Genomic DNA, 18,157 nt, shown 5'->3' with positions numbered 1-18,157 from the left:
GTCGCACTTCCATCCTGCCGCCAGGCCTACCCCTTCCTCACACCCGACCCCGCGTCACCAACGTCATGACCCGCAACAGCTAGGGCCCGAGGCTGGGCCTTGCCCCAGGCTCGCGACGGCGTGGTCCGCTCGCAACAGTTCGTGTACGCGTGCACGTGCTCGCGGGCAGCCCGGGCTGCCTCGATCAGGACCGCTTCGCGGACGTGGCGCTCCAACTCGGTATGGGGTAGCGCACGCGTGACGGAAGGCTGCTGGCCCGTTCTGATGGTGAGTCCCGCGACCGGCAAGGATCGCGGGACTCACTTTCGAGTCTGCGCCGGTGCTCGGTGGGACGCAACGGCCCGCCGGTGTCGCACTCGCACGCGGCACGCAAGCAGACGGAGGCTGCACGCGAGCACATCGTCCAACCGAGGCCTCGAAGTGCCGAGGCGACTACGGAGCCAGGGCTGGCAGTGAGCGTCCCCCGTATGCAGTGCCATCAACACGAGCTGGTCTGCTGCTGACGGTCCCGCTCCACGCTAGTCTGACCACCATCAGGTCCTGTGCCTTCCTCAGTAGGGACATCGGCCGTACGACTCCGCCCCCAAGAGGAACTTCATGAACTCCACACCAGGGCACAACCAACCGCCGTCGGACAGCGATATTGAAGAGGCGCTCGGTGGAGGCGCTAGGCCACCTGTCGGGCGTTACCGGCTCGACCTGGCGACGGGTGAGTGGGCGTGGTCGGATGAGGTGTATGTGATGCACGGCTTCGCGCCGGGGGACATCGTGCCGACGATGGCCCTGATGCTGTCGCACAAGCACCCGGACGACCGCGCCCGCGTCGACGGCGTCCTGCGACGTGCGGCGGAGACAGGGCAGCCGTTCAGTTCCGTCCATCGCATCGTGGACGCGGCAGGAGAGACCCGAACGCTGGCCGTGACCGGTCAAGGGCGGCGCGATCCCGTCACTGGTCAGGTGACCGAGCTGTTCGGGTACTTCATCGACGTCACCAAGACGCAGCGTGAGGCGGCGTCGCGCGAGGCGACGGCCTCGATCCAGGCGTCCTCGGAGCGGCGGTCGGTCATTGAGCAGGCCAAGGGCGTGCTCATGGTCATCCATGGCATCGACGAGGAAGCGGCGTTTGACCAGCTGCGTGAGGCGTCCAACCAGTCGAACATCGCCGTCCGGGACCTCGCCTACTCGCTGGTGCACTTGTTCTCCGGGCCGGATGTCACGGTGTTCCCGACGAGTGAGGCCATCGACAAGTTCTTGGCCGACCCGATCCGGCCGGACGACCTCTGACACTCCGGCGGTCCGGAAGCACCACCGCGCTGCGCGGCGACTATTCTGTTCTCGCTTCGCCGGCTGTGACGAAGCCGGGGCATGCGACTGGGAAGTCGTGGTGTGAGAGTGGGGCTGGGGGCACGGGAGGTGACGCACGGATGGACGCGCCGCAACTTTTCAGTTCTTTTGCGCGATCTCTAGCCAAGACCGAAACCGACCGTACGTGGGCGATGCAGCTGTGCGAGGCATGCGTCGACGCCTTGGGGGCGCAAGGCGGTGCGCTGACGGTCGCGGCAGGGCCGGACGAGCGAGTCGCCGTCAGTACGTCAGGGGCGTTCGAGGGCCTCGAACCGCTCCAGGAGGTCCTGGGCGAGGGCCCGGTGCACCAGGCGATGGCCGAGGGCCGGCTGGTGGTCATGCGCCTAGTTGGGGTGGTGGACGAGTGTCCCGTCTTCTCCCAGCTGGCTGGTTCGGTCGGCGGTGAGGTGACGCTCTACGCGGTGCCGATGCGGGCGCAGAGCCGCGTCGTCGGGGTGCTCAGCCTTTACGTGACGGATTCTCGAGTCCGTAGCGCGAAGGACCTGCAGGTCCTCGCCGACCTCACCGGGGCGTACCTCCTGGCGAACGCCGAGTTCCTTGACTGGTCAGAGCGAGCATTGCTCCATCGGGCAGCCGGAATGGTCATCGCCCAACTGGGGATACGCGCAGAGGATGCGTTCGCGGTGATCCGGGCGAATGCCTTCCTGCGTTCGACGAGCCTGCGATCCGTCGCGGAGGACGTCCTTGGACGACGATTGACGTTCACCCTCGATGGATAACAACGACGCATCAGGCGCTTCATCTGCCATGAGGGGCGAGGCGGTAACGCCGTAGCCGAGTCCGAGTCAGTGTTGCCAGACCCTTTTTGGACCCGGCGTTCGGCGCCGCCACCGCTCCCACGGAGGCGAGACCTTCCAGTTGAGCCGCAGGGTGCGCCACGCGCGATCGAGCCGCCGACGGCGTTGGCGCCGCCCGCGCAAACTACGCGCGGACACGCCCACCCGCCACGAACGGTCGAGTCGGATGCGTCGGCGAGGACCGAGCCGGAACGCCAGGTCGAGGTCGTCGTGCACCTCTGCGTCATCGCGTACGACATCTCGGCGCACGGCCCGCCAGGCGCTGGAGCGCATCGCCATGCACGAGCCCCACAGGGCAGTGTGTCCGAGCGCAAGGTGCCCGAGGACGTAGTACGCCCCCAGGTAGGCCACGGCCCCAGCGGTCCGCAGGCCCGGCGGCGCATCGTAGAAGCTGCCGGTACCTGTGAGCGCGTCGAGCCCCGGGTCGGCGACCATACGCTCCACGACCGTCTGCACCCACAGCGGGCCGGGCCGGGAGTCGGCGTCGAGCCGCGCGATGACGGCACCCTTCGCGGCGTCGTACCCGGTTGCCGCGGCGGCGGGGATCCCGACGCTGGGTTCGACGACGACCACGGCGCCCCAGCGGTGCGCCACCGCAGCGGACGCGTCGGTCGAGGCGTTGTCGACCACGACGATCTCCAGCGGGGCCACGGTCTGGCGGGCCAGCAGGGACAGGCACCTGTCCAGCGCCGGTGCGTCGTCGCGCACCGGGACGACCACGGAGACCGTCGGCGCGAGATCAGATGTCACGCCCGCGCCTCCATGCCTGGCCCCGGGCTGCGAGGACGGCTCCGGCCAGCATCGCACCGAGCAGGCCGAAGGCGAGGTCGGCGATGGTGTCCGGGTATCCGACGTCGATGCCTTCGTGGAGGTAGGTGTGACCGGCCCACTCCCCCAGCTCCCACACGATCGCGCTCAGTGCACCGAATCCCGTGGTCATCAGGACCAGTCCGGCCTTCGCTCTCCCGGGAAGTGCACCGGCCTCCAGCATCTGCCCGCGGATCATGATGATGACACCGACAGCTGCGATGAGGCCCGTGCATACCGCGTGCATGAGGAGATCGAGCCATGGCACGGCCTCGTACCACCCGAGCTGCGAGGCCCACGCCGCCAGCAAGAGGCTGAACCCGAAGCAGAGGTCGAGGACCGTCGGCAGACGCAGGAACCGCGGGACGAAGACCCCGCCCAGCACAAGGAAGAACAGCGCGCCCGCGACACTTCCGAGAGCCACGATGCCGACGGCAAGACTGCCTACCGCCGCGGCACGCACCACGTCGCCCAGCACGAGGCCCTGTTCGACGGCAACACGAGGCATGGCCCCTCCGGCACAGATCGGGACGACGGCCCTCCAGTGTCACCCCGCACCCGACCGCACGCACGATCGCCTGCATCGCAGCGTTCGCCACGTCACCAGGTTTGACCGACGCCGTGGAGCGACGGCGCGCGTGTCACGAACTTACGCCAACTGCTCGTCCATGCCTGGGTCTGCGAGGTCGTGGAGAAAGCGAGTGACGATGTCCCGCTCGTGCGCGGTCAGGCGGGCGGCCGCGGCGAACCGGCGGGCATGGCTGCGGCCGACCGTCTCGCGCGCCACACGCCGCGTGTCCTCGGTGACCTCGATCGCGAGGCTGCGCCGGTCAGAGGGGTGCGGGAACCGCAGCACGTGGTCGCCCGCTGCCAGCCGGTCGATCAGCTTCGTGGTCGACGCCGTCGTGATGCCGAGGTGCTCGGCGATGGCGCCCGGGGTTACGACGCGCCCGTGGTTCTGCATCGCGATGATGTAGCGCAGCGCCCGCATGTCGGTCTCACCGAGCTTCATGTACCGCCGGGAGACCTCGCTCATCCGGCGTTCGGTCTCACGCCAGAGACGCAACGCCTCCAGGACGCGCACCACCTGGTCAACGTCCCGGTCGCCCATGCCCGAGCGGAGCACGATCTCCTGGTCGGGATCCATGACTCGAGGGTCCATCATCGACGGCTCGGGCTCGTCGCGCGCTACAGGTTCTGGATCCACCCGCGGATTTTACCGCTCTGGTGATTGCGTCCTATCCTTGAATATAGCCAGGCTAACGAAAGCATCGGCATCCTGATCGCGCGGCTCTGATGGTGGACCTGCCCCGCTTGATCACGCTCGGCAGCCCCGGATCTTGCTGGGCGGCGGGCGATGCGTGCTTCCCGGAAGCGGACCTCTGAACAACAAGACCTGGAGAACCTCGCACATGAGATCGCGACCGCCGCGCACCGACCCGAGCCGTTCGCCGTCGGGCGGCGAGGTGTCGGGCGCCGCGTCCTCGCGCGTGCCACGCTGGCTGCGTGTCTTGCTGCCTGCCGCCCTGATCCTGGTCTGGGTCGCGGCCGCCGGGCTCGGCGGGCCCCTGTTCGGGCGGATCGACGAGGTCTCTTCCAACGACCGCACGGCCTACCTGCCCACCACCGCCGAGGCCACTGAGGTTCAGGAACGGCTCGACGGCTTCTCCGAGGGCGATGCCATTCCCGCGGTCGTGGTCTTCGTCTCGCAGGACGACCTGTCCGATGAGGACCTGAGCGCCATCGGTGACCGGCTGGCAGAGGCCGGCGAACTCGACACGGTGGACGGCGACGTCTCTCCGGTGATTCCGTCCGATGACGGCGTTGCAGCGCAGGCGTTCGTCCCGCTGTCCGGCTCGGCCGACCTCGGCGAGGCGACCACCGCACTCCGTGACGCGCTGACGATCGATCTGCCCGCCGGTGTCGACGTGTACATCACTGGTCCCGCAGGGTTGTCCAGCGACCTCGGGACCGCTTTCGCGGGGATCGACGGCCTCCTGCTGGGAGTAGCTCTCGCCGCGGTGCTGGTCATTCTCGTCATCGTCTACCGTTCGTTGCTGCTCCCGCTCGCCGTGCTCGCGACCAGCATGTTCGCCCTGTGCGCGGCCCTGCTGGTCATCTGGAACCTGGCGAACCAGGGGGTGCTGCTGCTCAGCGGACAGACTCAGGGCATCTTGTTCATCCTCGTCATCGGAGCGGCGACCGACTACGCCCTGCTGTACGTGGCCCGCTACCGCGAGGAGCTGGTGCACACGCCCGCCCGGTGGACCGCCACCAAGCGCGCGGTGCGCGGCTCGTTCGAACCGATCTTGGCCTCGGGCGGCACCGTCATCGTGGGCCTACTCTGTCTGCTGCTCAGCGAGCTGCGTTCCAACAGCACCCTTGGACCGGTCGCGGCGATCGGTATCGCGTTCGCGATGCTCGCGGCGCTCACCCTGCTCCCTGCGCTGCTGCTGGCCATGGGCCGCGCTGCGTTCTGGCCCCGGCGCCCGATGTACGACCCGGCCGCTGCCCGGGCCGGTGGTGGAGCTGGTGGCCTGTGGGGCCGGGTCGCACGTCTGGTGCGCGCCAGGCCGCGCATCACCTGGATCACCACGGCGCTCGTGCTCGCCGTCGGCTGCGTGGGCGTGACCCAGCTGCAGGCGTCAGGCGTACCGCAGTCGGAGCTCGTGCTCGGCGCCTCCGAGGCGCGCACCGGACAGGAGCGGCTGGCCGAGCACTTTCCAGCAGGCTCCGGCAGCCCCGCCTATGTGATCGCACCCCAGGAGGATTTGCAGGACGCCGCCGACGTCCTGCTGAACGAGGACGGGATCGCGTCGGTCGCAGTCACCGCGGACACCCCGAGCAACACCGCCCCCGTCACCGCTGAAGGTATTGAGCCTTTCGGCCCACCTGGCACCCCGGCGCCCAAGCCCGTCGTGTCCAACGGGGAAGTACTGCTCCAGGCCACCCTGTCCGACGCCGCCGACTCCGCCGCCGCGGAAGAGACCGTCCGCGACCTGCGAGCCGGCTACGCCGACGCCGTTCCCGAGGCCATCGTCGGGGGCGTGTCCGCGACGGACCTCGACACGAACGACGCATCGATCCGCGACCGCACGCTCATCGTGCCGATCGTCCTGGTCGTCATCCTGCTGATCCTCATGCTCCTGCTGCGCGCCATCCTCGCGCCCGTGCTCCTGATCCTCACCACGGTGCTGTCCTTCGGCACGGCGATGGGAGTGGCCGCGCTGGTGTTCAACGACCTGCTCGGCTTCCCAGGCGCCGATCCTGCCGTGCCGTTGTTCGGATTCGTGTTCCTCGTCGCACTCGGCATCGACTACAACATCTTCCTCATGACACGCGTGCGGGAGGAGTCGATAGCACACGGCACCCGGGAGGGCGTGTTGCGTGGCTTGAGACTGACCGGCGGCATCATCACGTCGGCGGGCCTGGTGCTCGCCGCCACCTTCACCGCACTGGTGGTCATCCCGGTGCTGTTTCTCGTGCAGCTCGCCTTCATCGTCGCGTTCGGCGTGCTGCTCGACACGTTCGTCGTCCGCTCGCTGCTCGTTCCCGCGCTCGCCTACGACGCCGGCCGGGCGATCTGGTGGCCCTCCAAGCTCGCCCGCGGGCGCCGCTAGCACCTGCTGTCGGTTCTGACCGGTCGGCGGCAGGGCGCCCCGAGCCGCGCCGTGTCCTGGCTCTCAAGCACTACAGGCCCTCGCCAGTGGCGGCCAAGTCATCGAGAAACCGAGTGACGATCTCTCTCTCCGGTGAGGTCAGCCGCGCGGCGGCGTCGAACCGGTGGGCATGCCTACGGCCGACGGTCTCATAGGCGACGCGCGTGGTCTCCTCGGTTACCTCGACGGCGACGCTGCGGCGGTCGGTTGGGTGCGGAAGCCTGCGGATGTGGTCGCTCTCGGCCAGCCGGTCCAGCAGCTTCGTGGTCGAAGCGGACGAGATGCCGAGGTGGGTGGCGATGGCACCCGGCGTCGCCAGGCGACCTTGATTGCTCAATGTGATGATGAAACGCAGAGCGCGCATATCGGTCTCGCCCAGCTTCATATAGCGCCGCGAGGCCTCGCTCACACGACGCTCGGTCTCGCGCCAGCGCCGCAGCCCTTCCAGCAGGCGCACCACTTGGTCGACGTCGCGATCCGTGAGACCGGCCCTGCGGACCAGCTCCTGATCGGGATCCAGCACGCGCGGGTCCAGCATCGACGGTTCGACAGACCCGCCCGACACACGTTCTCGGACCACGCTCAGATCCTATCCTTGCGAGTAATGCTTCCCGTGCTTAAATATAGCCTGGCTAGCAAGAATCAACCTGAGGGGACCCATGTCAACGGAGAGAGTGGTCCTGCTGGACGAGGACGGCACACCCATCGGATCAGAGCTCAAGAGCGTCGTGCACTCCGCGAGCACGCCGTTGCACCTGGCGTTCTCGTGCCACGTGTTCAGCCCTGCAGGTCAGGTGCTGGTCACCCGCCGTGCCCTGCACAAGCGCACCTGGCCGGGTGTGTGGACCAACTCCTTCTGCGGCCATCCGCAGCCGGACGAGTCGATCGACGACGCGGTCGCGCGGCGAGCCCGTGACGAGCTCGGCCTGACCGTGCACGGGCTCACGGTGCAGCTACCTGACTTCCGCTATCGCGCGACCGATGCCACGGGAACCGTGGAGAACGAGCTGTGCCCTGTCTACGTGGCAGTCACCGACGACGCACCGAGCCTGGACCCGGACGAGGTGATGGAGGCCCGGTGGTCCGAACCGGGCGCACTCGGCTCGGCTCTGCGCGCTGCCCCCTGGGCGTTCTCGCCCTGGTTCGTACGCCAGGCCACCGAGATGTCCCACTACACGGTCGCAGCCCCGAGCGAGCGGGCACACCGATGACCGCGATCCTCACCCGAGATGCGGTAGACGTCGTCCTGGCCGAGCTGTTCGCGGACCGCATCCAGCGAGCCGCGCCGCTGGGCGAGCACTACGCACAGTTGTGGCGGCGGCTGGAGCTGGCGAGCAGCGGCGGCAAGCGGCTGCGCCCGCGCCTCCTGCTGGACACCCACCAGGCCTTCGGCGCCCCGTACCCCGAGGACGCCACCACCGCGGCCGCGGCGTTCGAGCTGCTCCACACCGCACTGCTGCTGCACGACGACGTCATCGACCGGGACCTCAGCAGACGGGGACGGCCCACGGTGTCCGCCGAGTTCGCGGCCGACGCGAGCCAGGCAGGCCTGTCAACCAGCACCGCGTCCGCCTGGGGCGATGCCTCCGCCATCCTGGGCGGCGACCTGCTGCTCAGTGCCGCACACGCCCTCGTCGCCCAGGTACGGCCGGCGGTTCGCACCGAGCTCGCCGACCTCATCGACGAGAGCCTGTTCCGCGCCGCAGCCGGCGAGCACGACGACGTCGCGTTCGGTCTCGGTACGGCGTCGGCCACACCCGAGCACGTCGTACGGATGATGGAGAACAAGACGGCCGGCTACTCGTTCGCTGCACCGCTGCGCGCCGGGGCGGCGCTGGCCCAGGCCGGCGAACAGGCGTCCACCGAGCTGGAGCGGGTCGGTATCGCGCTTGGCGTGCTCTACCAGCTGCGTGACGACCTGCTCGGCGTCTTCGGCGACACGAACCGCACGGGAAAGAGCACGACGGGCGACCTGCGCCAGGGCAAACGCACGCTGCTGGTCACGTTCGCCGAGGGCCAGCCCGCGTGGAGCGCGGTGCACCACCTGTGGGGCGACCCGCAGCTCGACGAGACCGGCGCCGAACGCCTCCGGGCCGCACTGGTCACCAGCGGCGCGCGCGACGCGACCGTCGACCTCATCGACGGCATGCGGCGCAAGACGATCACCATCATCGGCGAGACGACCCTGCCCGCTGGCCTGCGACAGCAGCTGGTCGCGCTCACTGACACCGTCGCGGAGCGTGTGTCATGAACCCGTCGTCCTCTCTCGCTCTGTACTCCGAGACCGCCCACCTGGCGGCGGCTCGCGTCCTGGGGGCATACTCCAGCTCGTTCAGTCTGGCCACCCGCCTGCTGCCACCCGTGATGCGAGCGATGATCGAGGACATCTACGCGCTGGTGCGGGTGGCCGATGAGGTCGTCGACGGCCCTGCGCATGAGGCAGGGCTCGCACCGGCCCAGTGTCGCAGCGCCCTCGACGCCTTGGAGGGCGAGACGCTCGCGACCTTGCGTAGCGGGTTCAGCGCGAACGTCGTCGTGCATGCTTTCGCCGTCACCGCTAGGACCGTCGGTATCGACGAGGCGCTCGTGCGCCCCTTTTTCGCTTCCATGCGCCGCGACCTGGACCCGGTGGTCTCGCTCACCGACGAGGAGTACCGCACCTATGTGCACGGGTCCGCCGAGGTGGTGGGCCTGATGTGCCTGCGGGCGTTCCTGCACGAGCACCCGGTCTCTCCCGCTGTACGTGAACGGCTCGAGGAGGGTGCCCGCCGGCTGGGCGCCGCGTTCCAGAAGATCAACTTCCTGCGCGATCTCGGCGACGACCAGGACCGCCTGGGCCGGTCCTACTTCCCCGGCATGGCTCCGGACGGGTTCGACGACGAGCACAAGGCAGTGATCGTCAAAGAGATCGACGCCGACCTGGCCGCAGCACGAGCCGTCGTCCCCCTGCTTCCCCCGGGCCCACGACGGGCCACCGCGCTGGCCGCCGGGCTGTTCACCGAGCTCAACGAGAGGCTGCGGCACACGCCCACCGCCCGGCTGCGCGGCCAGCGCGTCTCCGTGCCCACCGCCGTCAAGCTTCGCATCGTCGCCACGGCACTGGCCGGAGCGCGCGAAGGCAGGGACACATGAACGACGTCACGGACGATGCGGTGCGCGGTCGACGGGTTGTCGTGGTCGGCGGTGGGATCTCGGGCCTGGCGACCGCCGCCCTGCTGGCGCGGGAGGGTGCGGCGGTCACTCTGCTGGAGGCGCGCGCGGAGCTCGGTGGCCGTGCGGGGCAGTGGCACCACGGCGGCTTCCGGTTCGACACCGGGCCCTCGTGGTACCTCATGCCGGAAGTCTTCGAGCACTTCTTTCGGCTGCTGGGCACGAGCGCGGCCAAGGAGCTGGACCTCGTGCGTCTCGACCCGTCCTACCGGGTCTTCTTCGAGGGCGACCCCGAGCCCTTCGACCTGCCGGCCGACGGCGCCCGCGAAGCCCTGGTGGCGCTCGATCCGCCGTCCGCCGCGAAGCTCGGCGCGTACCTGGACTCGGCGGCGAAGACGTACCGCATCGCCACCGAGCGGTTCCTCTACGCGACGTTCGCGTCGCCGCGGCCCTTCCTCGACCGTGACCTCGTCCGTCGCCTCCCGCGCCTGGTCCGGCTGCTGACCGAGCCGTTGGACCGCTTCATCGCCCGGCACACGACCGATGACCGCGTGCGCCGCATCCTCGGCTATCCCGCGGTGTTCCTCGGTACCTCGCCGAGCGCGGCGCCGAGCATGTACCACCTCATGAGCCATCTGGACGTGACCCAGGGCGTGCTGTACCCGCGCGGCGGGTTCGGCGCCGTGATCGACGCGGTCGCCCGCGCGGCCGAGGGGCAGGGCGCGCGGCTGCTCACCGGACAGCGGGTGAACCGGATCACGGTGACTGGTGGCGCCGTCACCGGCGTCGAGGTGACCGACCTCACCGGTCACTCGCGACATCTAGAGGCCGACGTCGTGGTCTCGACCGCGGACCTGCACGTCACGGAGCACGCCCTGCTCGATCCCGAGCACCGCAGCCACAGCGACCGCTGGTGGAAGCGCCGCGACCCGGGTCCCGGCGCGGTGCTGGCGCTGCTGGGGGTGCGCGGCCAGCTCCCGCAGCTCGCGCACCACTCGCTGCTGTTCGCCCGCGACTGGCAGGAAGGGTTCGACGCGATCTTCGGTGACTCCCGGTCGGTCCCGGCACCGGCGTCGCTCTACGTCTGCCGGCCGAGCGCCACCGACGACGTCGCGCCGCCGGGCCACGAGAACCTCTTCGTCCTGATCCCCGTACCGGCCGACACCGCGATCGGCGCGGGCGGCATCAATAGTGGCGGGGATGCCCACGTCGAACTCATCGTCGACGAAGCCATCGCGCAGATCGCGCAGTGGACAGGGACGCTGGACCTCGCGGAGCGGGTGGTGGTCCGGCGCACGATCGGGCCCGCCGACTTCGAGCGCGACTTCGGCGCCTGGCGCGGCGGAGCCCTGGGCCCCGGCCACACGCTCCGGCAGAGCGCGATGTTCCGCGGGCCGAACGTCTCGGCGCGCGTGGACGGTCTCCTGTACGCGGGCGCGACGACGATCCCGGGGATCGGGCTGCCGATGTGCCTCATCAGCGCGGAGCTGGTCGTCAAGCGCCTGCGGGGCGACACCAGTGGCGGCCCGCTCCGGGAGGGCCGATGAGCTTCGCCTACCTCGCCGCGCTGCTCGTCTCGGCGGCCGGGGTGCTGCTGCTGGACCGCAGGTACCGGCTCTTCTGCTGGCAGGATCCCGCCCGGGCGGCGGCAGTTCTTGTCCTGGGCACCGTGTTCTTCCTGCTCTGGGATCTGGCGGGCATCGGGCTCGGGGTGTTCTTCCACGGCTCCGGGCGCTACATGACCGGGCTCATGCTCGCCCCTGAGCTGCCCGTCGAGGAGCTCGTGTTCCTCCTGTTCCTCTGTGAGCTGACCATGGTCCTCGTCCTCGGCGCCCAGCGCGTCCTGCACCGCTCGAGCCGGCGAGGCGACCGCCGATGGGACGAGCGCGCTCGCGGACGAGAGCACGGGCTCCGATGACCTACCTCCTGCTGGCGCTCGGCTTCCTCGCGGCGGCCACGGCGGTCGCCGTCGTGGCGGGGGTAGCCGCCGCGCGCCGCACCGGGGCGCATCCCGCCGGCTGGCGTGCCGTCGTGCTGGCCACCGTGGCCCTGCTGCTGCTCACCGCGGTGTTCGACACAGTCATGATCGCGAGCGGGCTGTTCGCCTACTCCGACGCCCACATCTCGGGGCTCCGGATCGGCCTGGCGCCCGTCGAGGACTTCGCCTACCCGCTGGCGGCCGTCATCCTGCTGCCCGCGCTCTGGACCTACCTCGGGAGCCGTCGTGATCGCTGACCTCGCGCGCGCGTCGCGACCGCTGAGCTGGATCAACACCGCCTACCCGTTCGCCGTGGCGTACCTCCTGACCGTGCGCGAGATCGACGCCACGCTGATCATCGGGACGCTGTTCTTCCTCGTGCCGTACAACCTCGCGCTCTACGGGATCAACGACGTGTTCGACTACGCGTCCGACCTCGCCAACCCCCGCAAGGGCGGCGTCGAGGGCGCCCTGCTGCCACCGCGGCGGCACCGCACCGTCCTGGTCGCATCGGTGGCGACCTGTCTACCGTTCGTGGTCGCGCTGGTCCTGCTCGGTCCGTCGCTGTCGTGGCTAGCGCTCGCGACCAGCCTCTTCGCGCTCGTCGCCTACTCCGCGCCGCCGTTCCGCTTCAAGGAGGTGCCGGTGCTCGACTCCCTCACCTCCAGCGTGCACTTCGTCAGCCCGGCGGTCTACGGCCTGGCGCTGGCCCAGGCTGCCGCCACCCCCGAGATCATCGCTGTGCTCGGCGCCTTCCTGCTGTGGGGCATGGCGAGCCACGCCTTCGGTGCGGTCCAGGACGTGGTCCCCGACCGCGCGGGCGGTATCTCCTCGATCGCGACGGCGTTCGGCGCGGCCCGCACCGTCCGGTGCGCACTGGGTGCCTGGGTCGCCGCCGGGCTGCTGGTCGCCACCACCGGGTGGCCGGGCGCGCTCGCCGGCCTGCTCGTGCTGCCCTATCTCGCACTGGCCCTCCCCTACGCACGGCTGCGCGACGAGGACTCAGCACGCGCGAACGGCGGCTGGCGGCACTTCTTGTGGGTCAACTATGCGGTAGGCGCCGCCGTGACGATCCTGCTCTTCACGATCGCCACCTTCGACATCTGACTAGGAGGAACCATGCCTAGAACCTTCTCGAGCGTCGTGCCCTACCCACGGTCCGAAGTCTTCGCCTGGCACCAGCAGCCCGGCGCGATCCACCGGCTCACGCCACCCTGGGCACCCCTGCACGTCGTGCAGGAGGCACGGTCACTGGCCGACGGCGAGGCCGTGCTCAGGCTGCCCCTCGGCCTGCGGTGGGTGGCCCGGCACTCGGGTTACCGACCGCCGGAACGGTTCGTCGACGAGCAGGTCTCCGCGCCGCTGCGCTGGGTGCTGCCGTGGCGGCACACCCACGAATTCCGTACCGAAGGCAACCACACCCGCATCACGGACACGGTGCAGACCCCGGTGCCGCGGGCACTGCTACAAAGCATGTTCACCTACCGGTACCGCCAGCTCAGCCTGGACCTGGCGGCGCAGGCCACGGCCCGGAACAACGGCGACCGACCCAGGGTCGTTGTGATGACCGGCAGCAGTGGCCTGGTCGGGAGCGCCCTCGCGCCGTTCCTGACCACGGCGGGCTACCGCGTCATCCGGCTGGTCCGGGGCAGGCCGCAGGGGCCCGACGAGCGACGCTGGGACCCACAGGCACCGGCCGACGACCTGCTGCGCGGCGTCGACGCCGTCATCCATCTCGCCGGAGCCTCGATCGCCGGCCGCTTCAACGACTCCCACCGTGCCGCAGTGCGCGGATCGCGCATCGGACCGACCAGGGCGCTGGCCAAGCTGGCCGGCCGCACCCGGGGCGGACCGGCGGTCTTCGTCTGCGCGTCGGCCATCGGCTACTACGGCCCGGACCGCGGCGACGAGATGCTGGACGAGTCCAGCGCACCGGGCGACGGATTCCTTGCCGATGTCGTCGCGGACTGGGAGAACGCCGCGTCGGCAGCCGCCGACGCGGGACTACGGGTGGTCCAGGTCCGGACCGGGCTGGTGCAGTCCCCGCGCGGCGGCACGCTGCGGCTGTTCTACCCGCTGTTCGCCGTCGGGCTCGGCGGGAAGCTCGGCCACGGGCGCATGTGGCAGTCGTGGATCGGGATCGACGACCTGGTGGACGTCTACCACCGCGCGATCTACGACACCGCGCTGTCCGGTGCGGTGAACGCCGTCGCGCCGCAGCCGGTACGCAACGCGACCTACGCCAAGACCCTGGCCACGGTGTTGCGGCGGCCGGCGGTGCTGCCGGTTCCCGTTCTGGGGCCACGGCTGCTGCTGGGCGAACAGGGTGCGACCGAGCTCGCCGAGGCCAGCCAACGCGTCTCGCCCGCCGCCCTGCTCGCACGGGGACACCGGTTCCGGTACGCCACCCTGGAGCCGGCACTGCGACACCTGCTCGGCCGGGAGCACGCCGAAGCACGTCCCCGACCCGGACTCTGAACTGCAGAACCCCAGATCCCGTCGGGGACTCAGCTCGATGAAAGGCAACGTAGAAACCATGTCAGCTGCCACCCAGCCGTACGACGCCCTGCTCCTGGTCTCCTTCGGTGGGCCGGAGAAACCCGACGACGTCCTCCCCTTCCTGCAGAACGTCACTCGAGGCCGTGCGATCCCCGACGAGAGACTGGTCGAGGTGGGCGCGCACTACTATGGGTTCGGCGGGCGCAGTCCCATCAACGATCAGTGCCGCGAACTGAAGGCGGCTATCGAGACCGACCTCGCCGCGAACGGCATCGACCTTCCAGTCTACTGGGGCAACCGCAACTGGGACCCGTACCTCCCCGATACGTTGCGGGCCATGGCCGCCGACGGCGTGCAGCGCGCCGTGTACTTCGTCACCGCCGCCTACGCGTCCTACTCCGGCTGCCGGCAGTACCGCGAGAACCTGGCCGCCGCGGTGGCCACGGTCGGTGACGACGCGCCCAAGCTGCACCGGCTGCCGCACTACTTCGACCGCCCCGGCTTCATCGAACCATTCGTCGACGCGACGCTCGCCGCGCTGGGCGAACTGCCGACGGGTGCGCGGATGGTTTTCGTGACGCACTCGATCCCGACCGCGATGAACGACGCGAGCGGAGCCGGCGGCGCCTACGTCGCCCAGCACCACACCGTGGCCCGGGCGGTCGCGGGCGAAGTCGCCCGACGCACCGGCGGGTCAGCTGCCTACGACCTGGTGTACTGCAGCCGGTCCGGCCCCCCGAGCCAGCCCTGGTTGGAGCCGGACGTGGGCGACCACCTGGAACAGCTCGCGGCGAGCGGCACACCCGGCGCCGCGGTGATACCGATCGGCTTCGTCTCCGATCACATGGAGGTCATCTACGACCTCGACACCGAGGCCAAGGACGTTGCGGCGCGTGTCGGGCTGCCCTTCGCCCGAGCGGCGACACCAGGCATCGACCCTCGATTCGTGTCCATGGTGCGTGAACTGGTCCTCGAACGAGCGTCGGCCGAACGCGGGCAGCAGATCGCCCCGGCGCTTCGCGGCACTCAGGACGGACCGCCGGCCTACTGCCAGCAGACCTGCTGCCCCAATCCGCGCGCCGCGCTGGCCGCCCTCTGAGGCAACAGGAGCCCGGGTCGACGAAACCGTCAGCGCTCTCCGCGTTCGCGGCGTTTGAACTCCCGGACGGCTTCGTAGCGGTCCAGCGCTTCTGCCCGTTCGTGCTTGTGGTCGACGACGGGTGCGGGATATCCGGCGGGCGGACCGTCCGGCAGCTTCCACGGCTGGTGCACGGCCTTACCGGTCACGTCAGCGAGCTCGGGCACGTAGGTCCGCACGTAGTCGCCGTTCGGGTCGAACCGTTCGCCCTGCAGTACCGGGTTGAACACCCGAAAGAACGGTGCTGCGTCGGTACCGGTGCCTGCCACCCACTGCCAGCCGTGCTGGTTGGAGGCGAGGTCGCCGTCGACGAGCGAACGCATGAAGTGCTTGGCCCCCCACCACCACGGCAGATGCAGGTCCTTGACGAGGAACGACGCGGTGATCATCCGCACCCGGTTGTGCATCCACCCTTCGGCCAGCAGCTGCCGCATCCCGGCGTCGACGATGGGAAAGCCGGTGCGGCCCTCCTGCCAGGCGATGAACCGCCGGTCGGCTTCCGGCCCGCTGTCGGTCTTCAGCGCGTCGTACGAGCGGTCGTAGTTACGGTGGGCGGAGTCCGGGCGCTGGTCGAGGACGTCGGCGTAGAAGTCGCGCCACGCGAGCTCGCTGCGGAACGACTGCGCGCCGTCCGATCTCTTGGCAGCGAGGTCGGCGAGCAGGGTGCGGGGGTGCACGCAGCCGTACTTCAAGTAGACCGACATGCGCGAGGTACCGGGCTGGTCGGGCCGGTCTCGGCCGTCCGCGTAGTCCTGGAGATGATCATGCACGAAGCTCTCCCACCGCTTCCGCGCTGCCGCCTCTCCGGGATCAGGCAGCTCCGCAGTGAGAGGGACGTCGTCAGGCACTGGTGTCGCCTCGACCTTGACCGTCCCTGGGTCGATCCAGTCGAGGTACTCGGCATCGGTGTCGGCCGGGGCGCGCCACCCGTGCTCGGCCCAGGCCCGTCGGAACGGGGTGAACACGCGGTAGCGACCGCCGTCCGCGGTCCGGACCCGACCAGGTGCCACTGCGTAGGGGGAACCTGTGCGGACCAGCTCCCGGTCCTGTTCGGTGAGTGCCCGCTCTACGGCACGGTCGCGTGCCTGGCCGTAGGGCCCGAAGTCGGCGGCGATGTGGACGCTGTCCGCGCCGATCTCGCGGGCGACCCGGGGGACGACCTCGACCGGGTCACCCTCGACGACCAGCAGCCGGCCGCCCAGGCTCTCGTCGAGTTCTTGCAGGCAGCCGTAGAGGAACCACTGCCGTGGCGCTCCAGCGGGGGCGAGCAGGCGCTGGTCGAGCACGAACAGTGCCAGTGCACGAGTGTTCTGCCCGGCGGCGAGGAACGTGGGCTGGTCGGTCACGCGAAGGTCGCGGCGGAACCACACCAGCGCTGGGGAGTCATTCATGTCTGCATTAACGTAGCCGTGCCCGGTAGGTGCCGCCATGCGCGTGACCGGGACGGGTGCGAAGGTCGTGGAAAGCTGGCCAGACCTGGGAGGTTTCGGTGACAGATCACGACGTGGTGATCGTCGGCGCAGGCATGGCCGGGCTCGTCGCCGCCATCGATCTGACGGACGCGGGGCTCGACGTCTGTCTCCTGGAGCGTTCGCAACGGCCCGGCGGCCGGGTCAGCACGGATCGCGTCGATGGTTTCGTGGTCGATCGCGGGTTCCAGGTGCTCAACACCTCCTACCCCCAGGTGCGTCGCCGCCTGGACCTTCCGTCGCTCGACCTGCGGTTGTTCACCGCGGGCGCGCTCGTGCGCCACGGTGGTCGGCTGCATCGGGTCGTCGATCCACGCCGACACCCTGGCGGGCTCGCGGCGACCGTCGGGTCGAGGCTGCTGCCGTGGAACGACAAGCTGGCGCTGGCCGCCTACACCGCCCACGCGGCGTACAGACCGGTCCACCGCCTGCTGACGTGGGAGGAGACAACCGCTGCCGATTCCCTACGCCGGTGGGGCCTCGGTGGGGCCGGGCTCGAGCGCTTCCTGCGCCCGTTCCTCGCCGGTGTGCTGGGCGAGGACGAGCTGAACACGTCGAGTCGCTATGTCGACCTGGTCTGGCGCAGCTTCGTCCGCGGTCGCGTGGGCGTGCCCGCCACGGGCATGGCCGCCGTCCCGCACCAGCTCGCCGCGCGCCTGCCGGACGGCGTACTGCGGTGCGGCGTCGAGGTGCACGGGGTCGACACCGGCGAGGTGCGCCATTCCGGCGGACGGCTGGACGCCCACGCGGTGATCGTCGCCACCGATCCGCCGACCGCGGGACAGCTTCTGCCCTCGCTCATGGTCCCGCCGATGCGTGGTCTGACGACGATCTATCACGCCGCGCCGGACCCGCCCGGCGCCGAGCCGATCCTGCTGCTCGACGGCGATCATGACCGCATGATCGCCAACTCGGTCGTGCTGAGCAACGCCGCTCCCGAGTACGCCCCCGACGGTCGCGCGCTCATCGCGACCTCGCTCGTGGGAGCCGTGGAGGCCGATGAACTAGTTGTACGCCGGCGACTCGCTCGTCTCTACGGCGTACCCACGACGCACTGGGAGCATCTACGCACCGTGACTATCCCGAACGCGCTGCCCGCCGCGCCACCGTCCCTGGGTGACCTGCGTCGGTCCGTCGACCTCGGGCGCGGTCTCTTCGTCGCGGGCGACCACCGCGACACGCCTTCCATCCAGGGGGCGATGGCCAGCGGCACCCGGACCGCCCAGGCAGTCCTGCGCCGTCTGAAAGCTGGAACCGTCATCTGAACTAGGAGCACGACCAGCACTGCGATGCCC

At 69.9% G+C, this 18,157-nt stretch carries 18 protein-coding genes; 13 read left to right on the top strand and 5 right to left on the bottom strand.

The genetic code is table 11. From position 1 onward, the window contains the following. The first annotated feature begins 741 nt into the window (after window positions 1–741). Together ACYVK7_RS16535 and ACYVK7_RS16530 are read left to right on the top strand one after the other, a co-directional pair. Window positions 742–1,284, top strand: a complete 543-nt coding sequence (locus ACYVK7_RS16535) for a PAS and ANTAR domain-containing protein (protein WP_460888816.1) — start codon at window positions 742–744, stop codon at window positions 1,282–1,284. A 140-nt stretch (window positions 1,285–1,424) separates the two neighbouring features. Next, window positions 1,425–2,084, top strand: coding sequence for a GAF and ANTAR domain-containing protein (locus tag ACYVK7_RS16530; RefSeq protein WP_460888815.1), 660 nt, complete (start codon window positions 1,425–1,427; stop codon window positions 2,082–2,084). 66 nt (window positions 2,085–2,150) lie between these two features. On the opposite strand, the gene ACYVK7_RS16525 is transcribed toward ACYVK7_RS16530, so the two are convergent. From ACYVK7_RS16525 to ACYVK7_RS16515, 3 genes are all read right to left on the bottom strand, one after another. Beyond that, entirely contained in the window at window positions 2,151–2,912 is a 762-nt protein-coding gene (locus ACYVK7_RS16525) for a glycosyltransferase family 2 protein (RefSeq protein WP_460888814.1), read from the bottom strand. Further along, on the bottom strand, window positions 2,902–3,477 hold the full coding sequence (locus tag ACYVK7_RS16520) for a hypothetical protein (RefSeq protein WP_460888813.1): 576 nt from the start codon (window positions 3,475–3,477) through the stop codon (window positions 2,902–2,904). Before ACYVK7_RS16520 ends, ACYVK7_RS16525 begins: the two co-directional genes overlap by 11 nt. Window positions 3,478–3,618: 141 nt before the next feature. After that, window positions 3,619–4,176 (bottom strand): MarR family winged helix-turn-helix transcriptional regulator, encoded by a 558-nt coding sequence (locus ACYVK7_RS16515; RefSeq protein ID WP_460888812.1) that lies wholly within the window; start codon window positions 4,174–4,176, stop codon window positions 3,619–3,621. A gap of 205 nt (window positions 4,177–4,381) precedes the next feature. Here ACYVK7_RS16515 and ACYVK7_RS16510 point away from each other — a divergent pair, with 205 nt between their 5' ends. Further along, entirely contained in the window at window positions 4,382–6,589 is a 2,208-nt protein-coding gene (locus tag ACYVK7_RS16510) for an MMPL family transporter (protein ID WP_460888811.1), read from the top strand. A 70-nt stretch (window positions 6,590–6,659) separates the two neighbouring features. Here the strand turns inward: ACYVK7_RS16510 and ACYVK7_RS16505 are convergent, their stop codons facing one another. Then, window positions 6,660–7,208: a MarR family winged helix-turn-helix transcriptional regulator gene (locus ACYVK7_RS16505; protein WP_460888810.1), complete on the bottom strand. Its 549-nt coding sequence runs from the start codon at window positions 7,206–7,208 to the stop codon at window positions 6,660–6,662. Between the two features lie 79 nt (window positions 7,209–7,287). On the opposite strand from ACYVK7_RS16505, the gene idi reads away from it, so the two are divergent. From idi to ACYVK7_RS16460, 9 genes are read left to right on the top strand one after another with little or no spacing between them, the layout of a single operon-like run. Beyond that, a complete protein-coding gene (gene idi / locus ACYVK7_RS16500; RefSeq protein WP_460888809.1) occupies window positions 7,288–7,839 on the top strand; it encodes an isopentenyl-diphosphate Delta-isomerase in 552 nt (183 codons plus the stop codon). Then, window positions 7,836–8,879: a polyprenyl synthetase family protein gene (locus tag ACYVK7_RS16495; RefSeq protein WP_460888808.1), complete on the top strand. Its 1,044-nt coding sequence runs from the start codon at window positions 7,836–7,838 to the stop codon at window positions 8,877–8,879. The genes idi and ACYVK7_RS16495 overlap by 4 nt, the downstream gene beginning before the upstream one ends. Then, window positions 8,876–9,760 (top strand): phytoene/squalene synthase family protein, encoded by an 885-nt coding sequence (locus tag ACYVK7_RS16490; protein WP_460888807.1) that lies wholly within the window; start codon window positions 8,876–8,878, stop codon window positions 9,758–9,760. The genes ACYVK7_RS16495 and ACYVK7_RS16490 overlap by 4 nt, the downstream gene beginning before the upstream one ends. Next, window positions 9,757–11,325, top strand: coding sequence for a phytoene desaturase family protein (gene crtI, locus ACYVK7_RS16485; protein WP_460888806.1), 1,569 nt, complete (start codon window positions 9,757–9,759; stop codon window positions 11,323–11,325). The genes ACYVK7_RS16490 and crtI overlap by 4 nt, the downstream gene beginning before the upstream one ends. Continuing rightward, entirely contained in the window at window positions 11,322–11,696 is a 375-nt protein-coding gene (locus ACYVK7_RS16480) for a lycopene cyclase domain-containing protein (protein WP_460888805.1), read from the top strand. Before crtI ends, ACYVK7_RS16480 begins: the two co-directional genes overlap by 4 nt. Beyond that, window positions 11,693–12,013 (top strand): lycopene cyclase domain-containing protein, encoded by a 321-nt coding sequence (locus tag ACYVK7_RS16475; RefSeq protein ID WP_460888804.1) that lies wholly within the window; start codon window positions 11,693–11,695, stop codon window positions 12,011–12,013. Before ACYVK7_RS16480 ends, ACYVK7_RS16475 begins: the two co-directional genes overlap by 4 nt. Continuing rightward, window positions 12,003–12,863: a prenyltransferase gene (locus ACYVK7_RS16470; protein ID WP_460888803.1), complete on the top strand. Its 861-nt coding sequence runs from the start codon at window positions 12,003–12,005 to the stop codon at window positions 12,861–12,863. The genes ACYVK7_RS16475 and ACYVK7_RS16470 overlap by 11 nt, the downstream gene beginning before the upstream one ends. A gap of 12 nt (window positions 12,864–12,875) precedes the next feature. Continuing rightward, window positions 12,876–14,234: a TIGR01777 family oxidoreductase gene (locus ACYVK7_RS16465; RefSeq protein ID WP_460888802.1), complete on the top strand. Its 1,359-nt coding sequence runs from the start codon at window positions 12,876–12,878 to the stop codon at window positions 14,232–14,234. 37 nt (window positions 14,235–14,271) lie between these two features. Then, entirely contained in the window at window positions 14,272–15,354 is a 1,083-nt protein-coding gene (locus ACYVK7_RS16460) for a ferrochelatase (protein ID WP_460888801.1), read from the top strand. A gap of 29 nt (window positions 15,355–15,383) precedes the next feature. Here the strand turns inward: ACYVK7_RS16460 and ACYVK7_RS16455 are convergent, their stop codons facing one another. Further along, window positions 15,384–16,784 carry a cryptochrome/photolyase family protein gene (locus ACYVK7_RS16455; protein WP_460888800.1) on the bottom strand — a complete coding sequence of 467 codons (1,401 nt, stop codon included), beginning with the start codon at window positions 16,782–16,784 and terminating at the stop codon, window positions 15,384–15,386. A gap of 98 nt (window positions 16,785–16,882) precedes the next feature. On the opposite strand from ACYVK7_RS16455, the gene ACYVK7_RS16450 reads away from it, so the two are divergent. After that, window positions 16,883–18,127: an NAD(P)/FAD-dependent oxidoreductase gene (locus ACYVK7_RS16450; RefSeq protein WP_460888799.1), complete on the top strand. Its 1,245-nt coding sequence runs from the start codon at window positions 16,883–16,885 to the stop codon at window positions 18,125–18,127. Window positions 18,128–18,157: the final 30 nt, after the last annotated feature.

Source organism: Promicromonospora xylanilytica (assembly GCF_054782895.1).
The sequence above is the reverse complement of the archived record's forward strand: the minus strand, read 5'-3'. Positions and strand labels throughout refer to the sequence as shown.